The organism is Stomatohabitans albus, from assembly GCF_036336025.1.
Taxonomy (GTDB): Bacteria; Actinomycetota; Nitriliruptoria; order Euzebyales; family Euzebyaceae; genus Stomatohabitans; species Stomatohabitans albus.
This window is the reverse complement of sequence record NZ_JAYKKE010000001.1, coordinates 310,615-323,502: the sequence shown is the minus strand read 5'-3', so window position 1 is coordinate 323,502 and position 12,888 is coordinate 310,615. Positions and strand designations below refer to the sequence as shown.

The following is a 12,888-nucleotide window of genomic DNA, read 5'->3' as shown; positions in this document are numbered from 1 at the left end:
AAGTTTGGCCAGTCGATAATGCTCCCACATGGTTGTTCTGGCCAGTCTTCTTGGCGTATGCTACGTAGTGGGTATGCTGCTTCGCTACGCTTTGGAAGGCGCTTCAGTGACAGGTTTTGAGCCAATTAATGACGACGAACGTGCGCAGGCGGTGCGTGCCTTGGGTATTCATTATGAACAAGGCACCATCGATCGACAGACCTACACTCGCCGCTGTGACCTTGCACGGGAAAGTATGACGAGTAAAGGGTTGGCGAGCCTATTCGTCGACCTTCCATTTCCTCATCACGATACCGACCTCACCGCACCGGAGCTGGCACCAGTTCTACCCACGACACGACTTCGCCCTCGGGACATTCTGGATGACCGTATTGGAAATACATCGCTGACACATCGGAAGATGAGGATTATCGCCTGGGTGCTCGCCATTTTATGGATGACACTTGGGTACGCCACTATTGACGGTATTGTCCCCGAGGCGCTAGAACTCGGTGTGGTGTTTATGCCTGCTCTTCTTGCCTTGCTCTACACGGTGGCACTGAGACCAGTACGACCGAAATACCGTGTCCTACCGGTTGCCATGGTCAATGACGAGGGCGAGTAATACCAGTGATTATGAGGGATTCGTAAACAACACTGCAGAAGAGGTTGAATCATAGAGATAGCTCTGCATACCCTGTTGGGCATGGCTGACCCAAATGCAAGAATTGGTGATCAAGAGCGTGATAGTGCGCTACAAGCACTCAGTGAGCATTTTGCCCAAGGCCGGTTACGTCTTGATGAGTTCGAAGCGCGAACGGAACAAGTGATTCAGTCCTATACGTATAAAGAACTTGATGACGTGTTTGCCGATCTTCCCTTACCAAAATATGACAGCGCCATCGAGCGCTATACCCCAGCTCAGCCGCCTTCTAATCCACGGCAGGCATCTCACCCCACGAAATCACGAACACCGTCCTTGTCTCGGCAGCGGGCACTGTTTCTCTTGCTGGGCTGGGTAGTGCTCTTGCTCTCCTTTTATATGTTAGGCATCTCGTACGCCTGGTATGCCCTATTCGCATTCGCGTACCTCCTGGTTCCCCTGTCCAAAGCCATTTTTGGGTCGCCAGACGATGATTGGGATGACGACGATGATCGAAGGCGCCGCCAATTAAAGCGTGCCAAACGTCGACACCGCAGGCGACGTCACTATGATGATGACTGATGATCTACGATAGGGATATCCCCTTACCCATTGGGTGATTATCCCAAGAGGTGATCATACGCCTTATTTTTTATACTCTGGGCATGGCTATCATGAACGATCGTATTAGTGACACTGACCGCCATCGTGCGGTTGAAGCCCTTGGTGTGCATTTCACCCAAGGGCGTTTGGATATGGACGAATATGAATCTCGATCTGAAAGCGCGATGGGGAGTGTTACCTCAGCCCAACTTGAGACGCTGTTTATGGATTTGCCACTACCTCACTACAACCGAGGACTGGCTGTTCGTCGAGAATCGTCATATTCACCGGTGACGCCGGATGAAGGGTGGGTTGTAAAAGAGCTTGACCCTTGGGATACGCCAATCGGCCAATCGCCGCTGACATTACGTAAGGTACGAAAAATCGGCTGGGTGTTGGCCTTTGCGTGGCTACTCTTTGGCTCACGATTGGCGGATGCAATTTTGCCGGCTGCATTGGCACCGATCGTCGTGGTCACACCGGTAGTCTTTATGATTATTGCGAGTATCGCCCTAGCACCCAATCGGCCACGATACCGTTTTCATCGTGGAGATGGCTCACGGAGTTACCCGTACTAGTGACGTCATTTGCTCAAGTATTTACTCGTATGCAAACCTCGTTGGATACCCGCAGTATTCACGAGGTTTCTTTACATGACCGTGCCAAACCAAATCACTGCAACGCCATAGGGCTCGTCTCATGACTTCTTCACATAACCGCATTGGTGAATCAGAACGGGCGAGCGCACAACACGCCTTGGAATACCACCGAGCAGAGGGAAACCTAGATTCGGAGCGGTATGAACGTCGTTCAGCATTAGTGGCCACAAGCCAAACATCAGAAGATTTGGATGCGCTCTTCATTGATCTACCCCTTCCTCACTACGATCGGGAGGTAATGCCCAATCCCGATGATCGGGAGGTAGTGCCCCAGCCAACGGTTGCCCCGCTGACACCGTCGTATTTGCCTACACAACAAGTCATGTGTGAAGTTATTGATCCGTGGGATAAACCGCTTGGTTCATCTCCACTCACATTGCGCAAGGTTCGCACGATGGGTTGGATTGTTGCTATCGGAACGACGTTGTTTACATTCGAACCACTGAGCAAATTATTCCCGGAATCATTAGCAGATTTGGTGTTTTTTTCACCGATCGTGGTGATGGGCATTATCCATGTCGTGATACGACCATCTGAGTCTAAGACATACCGTCGGGTTGATGAGGACCCGTCTCATCGTTCATCATAACCGGCTCGGTTGGCCGATTTCTCGACAAGAAAAACCAGCTCACGCTGGTTTACCGTAGCCGCGGCGGGACTCGAACCCGCAAGCCCGAAGGCAAAGGTGTTTAAGACCTTCGTGTATACCAATTCCACCACGCGGCCAGCGCTGGTCAGTGTACCTAGTTATGAAAGATCTGTCCGCCGCCCTGTGAAAAGCAGAGCTTTATCCACAGTTTCCGTGATTTATGCCAAGGATGTGTTGCGGCTATCTACACTTTGCCTATCAATTCATTGAAAAGGATGTACGAATGAATGTACCCACGCAATCTGGCGGGCAGAAAAGTGGTCAACCTGCTCGACCTTGGAAGACTGAAGGACTACCTAAGAATAGTGACGGCGATAAAGAACCATCGAATTGGTGGCGGCTTGCGCGTATTGTCCTCATTGGCTATGCCATTGTTTTCCTTGCACTCTCATTCTTTCCTTTTCAAGGCACACCACAGACCATTCCCTATCCGGAGTTCACCCAACAAGTGAGTGATGGAAATGTGAAAAAAGTCTTTACCCGTGGTGATTCAATTCAAGGTGAATTGATCAAGCCGGTAGATGTCCCCAAAGCCGACCCAACTGAGGCAAACGGGGCGTTGTCATTATGGGGTACCAAACAAACGACGTACACCCAGTTCGAAACGGAGCGTCCATCCTTTGCCCAAGATGACCTTCTAGCTCTGTTGAAGAACAAAGGGGTAGAAGTTCGTTCAACACCGATCATCCAACAACGATCGTTGCTTACCAACATATTGCTGAGTTTTGGGCCGATTCTGCTGCTTGTTGGGCTGTACTTTTGGATGCTTCGTCGCTCCACACGAATGATGGGTGGGATGTTCGGCGGCAAGGACAAGAAAAAGCCCGTCGATCCTGAAACCGTACGCGTTACGTTTGAAGATGTTGCAGGTATTGACGAAGTCGAAGATGAGATTAGTGAAATTGTCGATTACTTGAAAAACCCAAGTAAATATGAGCAATTGGGCGCACGGGCGCCTAAGGGGGTACTCCTCAGTGGGGCTCCTGGCACCGGTAAAACCCTGTTGGCTCGAGCAACCGCAGGCGAAGCTGGAGTGCCGTACTTTTCGTCAAGTGGTTCAGAGTTCATTGAAATGATCGTTGGTGTCGGTGCGCAACGCGTTCGCGAACTCTTCAACGAAGCCCGTAAGGTAGCACCATCCATCATCTTTATTGATGAAATTGACACGATTGGCCGTCGTCGTGGTGGTTCACGGTCCATTGGCGGTCATGATGAGCGTGAACAAACCTTGAACCAGGTCCTCACTGAAATGGATGGCTTCGAGGATTCGTCCGGGGTGGTTGTGATTGCGGCAACAAACCGACCGGACGTGCTTGATCCTGCGTTATTACGTCCTGGACGTTTTGATAGGACCATCACCGTTCATGCTCCCGACAAGGATGGCCGTCGTCAGATTTTAGATGTGCACACGCGCAAGGTGCCTTTGGAAACGAGTGTTGATTTAGATGCGATTGCCGCATCAACACCGGGGATGACTGGTGCTGAACTATCCAACCTCGTTAATGAAGCGGCGCTGATTGCAGCGAAGCAGAACGCAAAACAGGTAAGCCAACGCAACCTCATGGACGCACTAGAAAAGGTCCAGCTTGGGGCGGCTCGTAAAGTCATCATGCCCGAAGATGAACGTCAACGCACTGCCTGGCATGAAGCAGGACACGCCTTACTAGGGATGTTGCAACCAGGGGCTGACCCGGTTCGTAAGGTTTCAATCATCCCACGTGGCCGTGCCTTAGGGGTAACGTTTAGTGCCCCAGAGGGGGATCGGTATGGGTACGACCGTGACTACCTTCTTGGGCGCATTGTGGGTGCTCTAGGCGGGATGGCTGCTGAACACATCATCTTTAATGTGGTTACAACCGGCGCGGCCAGCGACTTGAAAACAGCTACCGGCATTGCTCGTTCAATGGTTGGGCGTTGGGGTATGAGTGAGGCAGTAGGCCCTGTTCAAGTCCTCGATGATGAACTAGATCCACGAACCATGGGTATCAGTGAACAGCAGTTGAACCTCGTTGATGATGAAGTCCGAACAATCATCGAGGAGTGCTATGCACGCGCTATTAGCTTGCTCACAGAACATCGAGACAAACTTCAAGGCATCGTCGACGAACTGCTTGTACATGAAACTCTCGACGAACCTGATATCTACAAAGCAGCGGGTATTGACTTAGAGGCACATAAAGCAGCAAACCGTGGTGAAACAACGATGGTTGGTGCTGCCAAGCCAGAAGAATCTGAGCAAACTACTCAAGAAGCAGGTGAGGCAGTCGCTCAGAAACCTAAAGGTGCACAAGAACACCCCGCACCGCGTATGCCTTTGCCTGACATTCAAGACGACAGTAGCGGCCCCTACAGTCATGGAGACCGATGATGGCCGAAGAAGAACGTATAGCGCTATTCCTTGATTATGAGAATCTCGCCATCGGCGCGCGAGAGGACCTCCGCGGCATGCAGTTTGATCTCCGTCCCCTGGCTGATGCGTTGGCTGAACGGGGTCGCGTCGTCGTACGCAAGGCGTATGCCGATTGGACAAGTTTTGACGAAGATCGGCGGATGCTGACCAAAGAACAGGTGGAACTCATTGAGATTCCACAGCGTCTTGGTGCTGTTCGTAAGAATGCGGCTGATATCAAGATGGCTGTTGATGCCATTGAACTCGTCTTTGAGCGTGATTACATTTCAACGTTTGTGATTTGTACTGGGGATAGTGATTTCACACCGCTGGTTAACAAGCTCCGAGAACTGAATAAGCGCGTCATTGGGGTAGGGCTCAAGGCATCTACATCAAAATTATTGCCGCCAGCATGCGATGAATTCATCTTCTATGAATTACTTGAGGGGGTGGATTTACCTACCCGGCCAAAGAAAAACCGGAAGAAACAAAACGATCGTCACAAGGGTACGGTTCCCGCACCAACGAAGGCCGCCAAGACGGTGCCGGTGAGTAAGGTCGCCGTTGTTGAAGATATCGACGATGTAGATGATGGCGATGACACACTTGAGGTTACCGAGCACACGATTGAGAATCTCACCAAAATTGTTACCAGCACATTGGGCGGCTTGATTCGTACCGCCCATGGGCCAGTCACCGCCAGCCAGTTAAAGCGGGCGATGCTGCGAAAAGATCCGACCTTTACTGAGGCAGAATATGGGTTCCGTGGCTTTGGTGAGGCACTCCAGGATTTAGCGTCACGAGGTGATATTGAGCTTTCTGATGGGCCAAGCCAGGGCGACCCGCAAGTCGGTCTCCCAACCCAAAGCAACACTGAAGCTGACGCATTCGCCCTATTAGCTCGAGTCGTTCGCCAGCACGAACCAGCGCCCTTGGATGGGCTGAAATCACTCATACGGACTGTCGAACCTGACTTTAGTGAAAAACGCTTTGGATATTCCGGGTTTTTGCAGTTCTGTAAAGCTGCCCGTCGCACAAACATCATCAAGATGGAGTGGGATGAAGATGCGGAAGACTACTTGCTGCGGAGTATCAATTGAGTGGATGGGAGCCACTTGGGTCCGACGATATTCCTATCGTCGACCTTGATGATCTCCCACCGATTCAATGGGGCGAAGGTGCTGACGATGCGTGGGGGGAAGACGAACCACAGTCGGACGGGCGTATTCGGCTTCTCCTTGCATCACCCCATCCCATTGTTACCGAGGCAATGGCGTGGATGCTTGAGGGCTTACGCGACGATATTGATGTGATCGCTGAGGCTCATACCCCAGGTGAGCTTCGTATCCTCGTTGCCGATACCCGACCATCGCTCGTGCTCTTGGACGGTACCTACCCCGATGAGGACCCCGTTACCATTGTTCGTGGGCTCTTACTTGAACATAGTGAGTTACCCATCGTGTTATTAGCTGATACTGATTCAAGTAATGACCTGAGAGATGCTCTCGCCGCAGGTGTCAAAGGTTACTTATTAAAAACTACTACCGGTGATGAGATTCTCCTTGCAATCGACAAAGTTCGTCAAGGAGAAGTTGTTGTAAGTAATCCTTTAATTGGTTTGTTAGTAGATACCATTCATCCTTCTGGAAGCGGCGAAACCCTTACCAGACGGGAGTTACAGGTCCTTGACCTGCTTGAAAAGAACATGAGTGATGCACAGATTGCTCAAGTTTTGAGTATCAGTATTCGAACAGTACAAAAACATTTAACTAACATGTACCGCAAGTGCGATGTATCTAACCGTGATGAAATGATTGCATTTGCTCGCCGTCGCGGGGTTGGCCTTCGGTACTAGTGCGGTATATTCACCTTATCCAACGTTTTGAGGAGCAGTTATGTCATTACGAGTACTTGCGCTTAGTGCATCCATTGCCCTGACCGTAGGTCTGGTGCCCACGGCGGGTATCGCTCAGGCGAAATCTGTTCCGGTGAGCATCAAGGGTGATTCGAGTGAGGTTCATCGCATCTGGGGTTCTGACCGTGTCAGCACGGCCATCTTCGCCAGCCGCGACATGTATCCCTCAGCCACAAAAGAGGCAACCGGCAAACCCAAGACCCAAGTCACCCATGTCATCGTGGCAGGTGCTGATAACCCTGCCGACTCTGCAACGGCTATTCCGTTGGCAGTACAGACGGGTGCCCCCATTCTGTTGACGTATAACAACATCACCAAGACCAATTTGCATAACAGTGCATCCCTACATCCGTACACTCGTGAGGAGATTGAGCGAGTACTCCGGCCTGGTGGGATGGTCACTATCATCGGTGGTGTAGATGCAGTCAGCTTGGAAGCTGAAGACCAGATCAAGAAGATGGTCGGTGATCGGAAACAGCCACTGAATTTCAGTGTTCGTCGTCTCGGTGGTGACACTCGTGCACTTACTAGCCAGCGAGTGTCAGATACGACTGCTGAACGCAACGAAACAAATTCAATGCTGACGAATCCTTTGAAGGCACTTGATACCTACAACGTAGTCACCGCCTCAATCAACCCGTCAAAGGTCTATGCCGTTGACCCGTCAGATGCCAACTGGGCTACCGCGTTGGTCGCTGGCAATATTGCCGCGCGCAATAACGGCATGGTTGTGTATGGTTCCCAAGGGGTTGCGTGGGCACGGCAGAACTTGAGTGGGTTCCGTTTAGTTCGCCTCGGGACGTGGAATCAGAACACATGGCCGTCCAGTGTTGTGCCTGATGAGTCACCAGCCGCTGTAGACCCTGATGTGATGTCTCTGTATGTCGATCTTGGTTCAACTAATCAGCTGGCCTTTGCAACCGACAAAGACTTTCCTGATGCGCTTGTAGGCGCGGCTCACGCCGCTCAAAGGAAGCGCGCCCTTGTTATGACCGACGGAAAAGCAAAGGCGGTCCCAAAAGAGTTCCTAGACACCGTTCGCCCCTTCACATCCATTAGCAAGAAGGGTGGCGACATCTTCTATGGAGGTAATCAAGCCTTCACTGCATCGAATGCAAGTAAAATCGCTGAAGGTAAGTAGCCTCAATGGAAAAGCGAGCCCTTTCGAGGGCTCGCTTGTATATGTGCCGTTCTTGCTTCGATGAGCAGTCAGGACGGACCGCAATGAAGCACCTATGCGGGGAAGTCGTAATCAACGACTACCGGAGCATGATCACTGAGGCGCTCATCTCTGCTCGGTTCACGGTCCACACCGCTTGTTACCGCCGTGGCCGCTAGCCCTGGGGTAGCCAAGTGATAGTCAATCCGCCACCCAGCATCGTTTGCAAAGGCTTGGCCGCGCCAGCTCCACCAGCTATAAGGACCCGGTTGGTCGGGATGCATTGTGCGCACAATATCAACGAGTCCTGTGGTTTCTAACATGTCAGCAAACCACTGGCGTTCTTCTGGTAAGAACCCCTCACTATTAAGATTGCCTTTCCAGTTCTTAATGTCTAATTCACTGCGGGCAATGTTGAAGTCGCCGATAATCAGGAATTCTCGGCCACCATTAGCAGCTTCATCAGCTTTTTCGGCCAACAGCGCCGCCAAGCGTGCCAAGAACCGGAATTTACGGTCATATTTAGCTTGTTTGGCTTCACTTTCACCGTCAGGCACATCACCTTTGGGTAAATACAAACTGGCAATGGTCAGCGGATAGTCAGCCAGATCAATTTCTACGTACCGACCATCACCAGCAAACTCCTCCAACCCAATCCCCGTTCGAGAAGCGGCAACAGGCGTTTTGGATAACAGGGCAACACCATTTCGCCCCTTCATTTCGCCCGTATCCACGTGTACATCCCAACCATCAAAGACCCCGTCAGGATATTGGTTGGGTGTTGCCCGAACTTCTTGAAGGCCAATCACATCAATGCCGCGGGCATTCACCCAAGGCACCCAACCGCGTTGATGCGTTGCTCGGATTCCGTTCACGTTATGGCTTGCAATTCGTAGCATGAAAACAGCCTACTTGACCTGCCAGTACCCGTTGAAGGTGCCATGAGGTAAGGGCTAGCAGCAAATGATCTACCAAAGCCGTCTCCGACCACGCGCTGTAAACCGAACCGAAACCATCCGTCCAAGCATCAGAAGGTAGCAGAGATCTCTGACTCCAGAATGGGGCTGAGCTGCCGATAACGTGGCTATGAGTGGACGTCAGACGCTGATTGCTGGAGCTGTAGCCGGCTTGTTGGTACTACCCACCACCCCAGCGATGGCGTCACCACATTGGCAACTGCCGCTTTGGTTGGAATGGTTTGCACCCCAACCAGCCCAGGTTGACCCCCTGGAAGGAAAAACCGGCGGTATCACCGGACCAGGAATGGGTGTAACGGTTCAAGAGGGCTCACTCTCAGGCACGGCAAGACCCAACCGTGTGTCTTTCTCCGGTGGTGGTGCCCCGGCAGGTGCGCCTAGCGGTCCAGGGTTACCAGCATTTCGTAAGCCGGTTCACCCGGCACGGCCAACGATTCAACCCGTTGAACCTAAGCTTGCTTGGGGGAATGAACGGCACCCACGCCCACCGGCAGCAGCTCGTACCGGTGGTGGCAAGGGGTTGGCCCGTACCTTCACCCCCACCGAACGCCCCTTACTGACGTTGCCCTCAGGTAAGGAAGCATGGAATACCTACCGCCCAGATGGACGTGGCACGATCGATATTAAAAACCCTCGCCCGGGTACGCCTAAACCCAGGTGGGCCAACCATTTGCGCCCATAACAAGCCAGTCGCGTATTACCAGCTAGTTGGCGTTCAACTGTGTGCTGATGTGATTGATATGGTCATCAAAGGCTGAGGTATACCAGACCAGGCCGAGATGCTCGGTTGCTAAGCGTTCCTTCTCATTGGTAATGACCATGAGATTGCCACGTTTTGCTGCTGGTACTTGCTGCACAAGCGGATCGGTCAATATGGCATCAGGCGATTTATTGCCGTCAACAAAGACCACCATCACATCACTCGTCAGCTCAGCGACCTTTTCTGCGGGTACGGAAACAAGCCGGTCATCACCTGCTGCCTCAAGCCCACTGGGAAGGGGAGCGGCCTTGAACCCATAGGACGCATAGAACATCAAGCGTGGATTATCAGGTGTGTATACCTCCAGCGTAGGGGTAGGGGAGAGCCGCAAAATACCAACATGGATGGTCTTACCGGCTAGGCCTGTGAGATTCTGACTCTCATATTCAGTGGTTTCATTGATTTGCCTAGTGAGCTCCTTGGCATGGATACCTTGTCCAAGGGCTTGGCCGGTCACGAGGACAAGATCCTCCCATCGTGTGGTGCCAGGTTCGTGAAGCGGCGCTACAACAGGGGCAAACGCACTGAGCTGTTCATATTCGGCTTTCGTTATGCCGTTTTCTAGGGCTAAAATCACGTCGGGTTTGATGCGTTTGATCTCATCCACTGGTACCCCATGTGTGGTGTCCAACATCACGGGCATATCCGGGCTGCCCGGTTCTATTCCAAAGCCCTGGATTACCGACGCCCAATCCTCAAGCATGCCATTATGCTCCCCACCCGTTACCGTTGGCATGGCGTTGGGTACACGGGCAAGCATCAAGACCGCATCGGTCGCCCCGTCACCGAGGGTGACAATAGTTTTGGGTTGTTTTGGAATCGTGGTGGTCCCGTAGATGTGCTTGATTTCTGCGGGAAATACCTGCTCAGGGTCATCAAAAAACGCAAACCCTTGCGGGCCTTTATATTGTCCATCTGCCGTGATACCAGACTCAGGCAGCCCCTCTAAGACAGTATTTTGATTGGAGTTGCTCGGAGCATCCGAAGCGACGGCTGGGCTGGATTGGTTCGCTGTGGCCGAAGAGGAAGGACGAGGTGAAAGGTGGTCCGATTCGCTCGTGTTCGGTGCGCTGCCAGAACAGCCCGCCAAGCTCAAACACAACAGTGTGGAAAACGCGATGGATACGGGTCTCATGTTTATTCCTTAGAAAACGAAGATAACAAGTACGCAGAGTGTGTAACTGCTCTCGTGTTGAGCGTATGCCACTTGAGGCCTCCCCAGTCCATGAAATTCACCAATACCGTTGGATACAGGCCACTGAGGTTTAGTCAACGGGGTGCACAACCGGAGCGGCGTGGCGGCTGTGGTCTTCCTCGAACGGGTTGCCCCAAAACAGGTTCGTCTGGTTAGCATCAGCGGTACGAATATCGGCACCTACGGTTGGAGACGGCGGTAGGGGTTCGCTAACCGAATCGGTGCCAGATTGGCCAGGGACCGGGGCAAGAACCGAACAGGCGCTCAGGCTCAAACACATAACGGTTGCACTCAGGGGGAGTAGGGATCGCATAGTACCTCCTTGTAAAACCCGTGGTGAGAATGATGTGGGCAATCACCACGGCGCTCTAGCGAGGGTATTGCAGTCGCACAGGCGGTGCTGAGTGGGCTAGATTACCCCGCAATAAGAACCAGCGTGGCATTCCAGATAGTGAGGAATACTAATACGCCAAAGAACGGTCTTATGTGTTCTTTACGCGTGAACCAATGACCAGGTTGTAGTTACGCCACTCAAGGTAATTATTGGGGCACACTACGCCCATGGCTCATCGTCCGTCATCCGCGCTCATTCTGGCCCTCTTGGGACTATTTTCCCCTGAAAGTATCCAGACAGCGCCAGATCAAACCCCTTTCCCCAAAGCGCCAATCCCTCAGGTAAGCGCCACCGTGTCTCCGGTGGAACGACTGAGTGAAGAGCTTGCGCATGCCACATTTGGACCAACGATGAGTGAGGGGGCATCAAATACTGAGATACCACGTGCTGATACACCAGATATCCAGTCAGATCCAAAATCGGCTTTGGCTAGGTCGGTATCTGGGAGCGTCGTTGCGCTTTCCCCACTCGGTCGTGGTTATCACCGTCTCAGTCGATTAGAGATGGGTCAAGCCGCTCAAATGCAAGTTGAAGCACTGGCGGCAGCCTTTAAACCCAAGGCATCGGGCAAACAAGGTATCCCTATTGAATGGCTACCCCGTGAAACACGAAAAGCACTAGCCAGTAACGGGCCACGCGGGGTGGTGCTCCTTGCGGCGACACCTGCCTTTGCTTGGTATGTCTGGGCTGAATCCGATGCTGCTTGGATCGGGTGTGTCGATATGGAGGACCCCACCAAGATTCAAGCAGGTCCACTTCCTACATCTGGACCGTTTATCGTCCCTGGCCCGCAACGACTTATCTATAGTCCTGGTGAAGCGTTGAAGGTATTGGACTCCAGGGACGAAATCGTTCCCCAAATCACTCGCTAGTCCTGGGGCAAGACCTGGTGAGAATTGTGTTGAGGCCTATTTCAACACCACTCGGGGAAGATGCCAGTTACGATGCCAGGCAATCATCCTGAATACGAAGATAAAAACGCAGGCGATAAAACTCATTGTGCCGAGGTTGAATAATTCAAGCTTGCGCATCACAAAGAGCAACAATCCACCTGCTAGTGAGACCGTTGCGTAGACTTCGGTGCTTAAAAGCCCTGCACGCTCGGTCGCAACGACATCACGCAATAGACCCCCACCGCATCCGGTGAGTACGCCCATGGTTACGGACACTTCCCAACCGAATCCATACAGCAGCGCTTTGTCTATTCCAGCTACGGTGAATACTGCGAGACCGATAGCATCAAAGGTGGGCAGTACCCAACGCGGCAAACTCTCGTGATAGTGAACCACGGTGAATTGCCCCACCATTGCGGTGAAAAAAACTGCATACAGATAGTACGGCTGTTCCATCCAAAACGGTGTCGCGCCCAAGAGCAAGTCACGAACCGTACCACCGCCACATGCTGGTAAAAAAGCGAGGACTACAACGCCTACCATGTCCATTTTGAGCCGGCTGGCCAACATCACCCCAGACATCGCAAAGGCGATTGTTCCTACAAGATCAGCAAGGGTGAACAGTGAAGAAAATGAAGCGTAAAGGTCCATGGGGCGTTCTCACCGTATAATT

The 12,888-nt window shown here is 52.2% G+C and carries 14 protein-coding genes and 1 tRNA gene; 10 read left to right on the top strand and 5 right to left on the bottom strand.

What is annotated here, in order from left to right; translation table 11 throughout:
- The first annotated feature begins 106 nt into the window (after positions 1-106).
- The 4 genes from VCU37_RS01325 (at position 107) to VCU37_RS01310 (ending at position 2,473) form a co-directional block, all read left to right on the top strand.
- Positions 107-604 carry a DUF1707 domain-containing protein gene (locus tag VCU37_RS01325; RefSeq protein WP_336248829.1) on the top strand — a complete coding sequence of 166 codons (498 nt, stop codon included), beginning with the start codon at positions 107-109 and terminating at the stop codon, positions 602-604.
- Between the two features lie 81 nt (positions 605-685).
- Positions 686-1,204, top strand: coding sequence for a DUF1707 SHOCT-like domain-containing protein (locus tag VCU37_RS01320; protein ID WP_336248828.1), 519 nt, complete (start codon positions 686-688; stop codon positions 1,202-1,204).
- A gap of 83 nt (positions 1,205-1,287) precedes the next feature.
- Positions 1,288-1,803 carry a DUF1707 SHOCT-like domain-containing protein gene (locus VCU37_RS01315; protein WP_336248827.1) on the top strand — a complete coding sequence of 172 codons (516 nt, stop codon included), beginning with the start codon at positions 1,288-1,290 and terminating at the stop codon, positions 1,801-1,803.
- A 121-nt stretch (positions 1,804-1,924) separates the two neighbouring features.
- Positions 1,925-2,473: a DUF1707 SHOCT-like domain-containing protein gene (locus VCU37_RS01310; RefSeq protein ID WP_336248826.1), complete on the top strand. Its 549-nt coding sequence runs from the start codon at positions 1,925-1,927 to the stop codon at positions 2,471-2,473.
- A 55-nt stretch (positions 2,474-2,528) separates the two neighbouring features.
- Here VCU37_RS01310 and VCU37_RS01305 read toward each other — a convergent pair.
- Positions 2,529-2,610 (bottom strand) — tRNA-Leu (locus VCU37_RS01305).
- A gap of 146 nt (positions 2,611-2,756) precedes the next feature.
- Here VCU37_RS01305 and ftsH point away from each other — a divergent pair.
- Genes ftsH through VCU37_RS01285 form a run of 4 tightly spaced genes read left to right on the top strand, consistent with a single transcriptional unit; the run spans position 2,757 to position 7,978 of the window.
- A complete protein-coding gene (ftsH, locus tag VCU37_RS01300) occupies positions 2,757-4,901 on the top strand; it encodes an ATP-dependent zinc metalloprotease FtsH (RefSeq protein ID WP_336248825.1) in 2,145 nt (714 codons plus the stop codon).
- Positions 4,901-6,022, top strand: coding sequence for an NYN domain-containing protein (locus VCU37_RS01295; RefSeq protein ID WP_336249535.1), 1,122 nt, complete (start codon positions 4,901-4,903; stop codon positions 6,020-6,022). Before ftsH ends, VCU37_RS01295 begins: the two co-directional genes overlap by 1 nt.
- The gene (locus tag VCU37_RS01290; RefSeq protein WP_336248824.1) at positions 6,019-6,777 is read left to right on the top strand and encodes a response regulator transcription factor; all 759 of its coding nucleotides are present in this window, start codon (positions 6,019-6,021) and stop codon (positions 6,775-6,777) included. Before VCU37_RS01295 ends, VCU37_RS01290 begins: the two co-directional genes overlap by 4 nt.
- A 40-nt stretch (positions 6,778-6,817) precedes the next feature.
- The gene (locus VCU37_RS01285; protein WP_336248823.1) at positions 6,818-7,978 is read left to right on the top strand and encodes a cell wall-binding repeat-containing protein; all 1,161 of its coding nucleotides are present in this window, start codon (positions 6,818-6,820) and stop codon (positions 7,976-7,978) included.
- A 92-nt stretch (positions 7,979-8,070) separates the two neighbouring features.
- On the opposite strand, the gene VCU37_RS01280 is transcribed toward VCU37_RS01285, so the two are convergent.
- Positions 8,071-8,895 (bottom strand): exodeoxyribonuclease III, encoded by an 825-nt coding sequence (locus VCU37_RS01280; protein ID WP_336248822.1) that lies wholly within the window; start codon positions 8,893-8,895, stop codon positions 8,071-8,073.
- 187 nt (positions 8,896-9,082) lie between these two features.
- Between VCU37_RS01280 and VCU37_RS01275 the strand changes: the two genes are divergently transcribed.
- Entirely contained in the window at positions 9,083-9,655 is a 573-nt protein-coding gene (locus tag VCU37_RS01275) for a hypothetical protein (RefSeq protein WP_336248821.1), read from the top strand.
- Between the two features lie 22 nt (positions 9,656-9,677).
- Here the strand turns inward: VCU37_RS01275 and VCU37_RS01270 are convergent, their stop codons facing one another.
- Both VCU37_RS01270 and VCU37_RS01265 read right to left on the bottom strand, forming a co-directional pair.
- The gene (locus VCU37_RS01270) at positions 9,678-10,868 is read right to left on the bottom strand and encodes an ABC transporter substrate-binding protein (RefSeq protein ID WP_336248820.1); all 1,191 of its coding nucleotides are present in this window, start codon (positions 10,866-10,868) and stop codon (positions 9,678-9,680) included.
- Positions 10,869-10,998: 130 nt separating this feature from the next.
- Entirely contained in the window at positions 10,999-11,241 is a 243-nt protein-coding gene (locus VCU37_RS01265) for a hypothetical protein (RefSeq protein ID WP_336248819.1), read from the bottom strand.
- A 248-nt stretch (positions 11,242-11,489) separates the two neighbouring features.
- Here VCU37_RS01265 and VCU37_RS01260 point away from each other — a divergent pair, with 248 nt between their 5' ends.
- Positions 11,490-12,194, top strand: coding sequence for a hypothetical protein (locus VCU37_RS01260; RefSeq protein WP_336248818.1), 705 nt, complete (start codon positions 11,490-11,492; stop codon positions 12,192-12,194).
- 36 nt (positions 12,195-12,230) lie between these two features.
- Here VCU37_RS01260 and VCU37_RS01255 read toward each other — a convergent pair whose 3' ends face one another.
- Entirely contained in the window at positions 12,231-12,866 is a 636-nt protein-coding gene (locus tag VCU37_RS01255; protein WP_336248817.1) for a trimeric intracellular cation channel family protein, read from the bottom strand.
- Between the last annotated feature and the right edge of the window lie 22 nt (positions 12,867-12,888).

Bases quoted from the DNA above. Each gene is read 5' to 3' on its own strand.
- VCU37_RS01320 (WP_336248828.1), top strand. From the start codon at position 686: ATGGCTGACCCAAATGCAAGAATTGGTGATCAAGAGCGTGATAGTGCG.
- VCU37_RS01315 (WP_336248827.1), top strand. From the start codon at position 1,288: ATGGCTATCATGAACGATCGTATTAGTGACACTGACCGCCATCGTGCG.
- VCU37_RS01310 (WP_336248826.1), top strand. From the start codon at position 1,925: ATGACTTCTTCACATAACCGCATTGGTGAATCAGAACGGGCGAGCGCA.
- ftsH (WP_336248825.1), top strand. From the start codon at position 2,757: ATGAATGTACCCACGCAATCTGGCGGGCAGAAAAGTGGTCAACCTGCT.
- VCU37_RS01295 (WP_336249535.1), top strand. From the start codon at position 4,901: ATGGCCGAAGAAGAACGTATAGCGCTATTCCTTGATTATGAGAATCTC.
- VCU37_RS01285 (WP_336248823.1), top strand. From the start codon at position 6,818: ATGTCATTACGAGTACTTGCGCTTAGTGCATCCATTGCCCTGACCGTA.
- VCU37_RS01280 (WP_336248822.1), bottom strand. From the start codon at position 8,895: ATGCTACGAATTGCAAGCCATAACGTGAACGGAATCCGAGCAACGCAT.
- VCU37_RS01275 (WP_336248821.1), top strand. From the start codon at position 9,083: ATGAGTGGACGTCAGACGCTGATTGCTGGAGCTGTAGCCGGCTTGTTG.
- VCU37_RS01270 (WP_336248820.1), bottom strand. From the start codon at position 10,868: ATGAGACCCGTATCCATCGCGTTTTCCACACTGTTGTGTTTGAGCTTG.
- VCU37_RS01265 (WP_336248819.1), bottom strand. From the start codon at position 11,241: ATGCGATCCCTACTCCCCCTGAGTGCAACCGTTATGTGTTTGAGCCTG.
- VCU37_RS01260 (WP_336248818.1), top strand. From the start codon at position 11,490: ATGGCTCATCGTCCGTCATCCGCGCTCATTCTGGCCCTCTTGGGACTA.
- VCU37_RS01255 (WP_336248817.1), bottom strand. From the start codon at position 12,866: ATGGACCTTTACGCTTCATTTTCTTCACTGTTCACCCTTGCTGATCTT.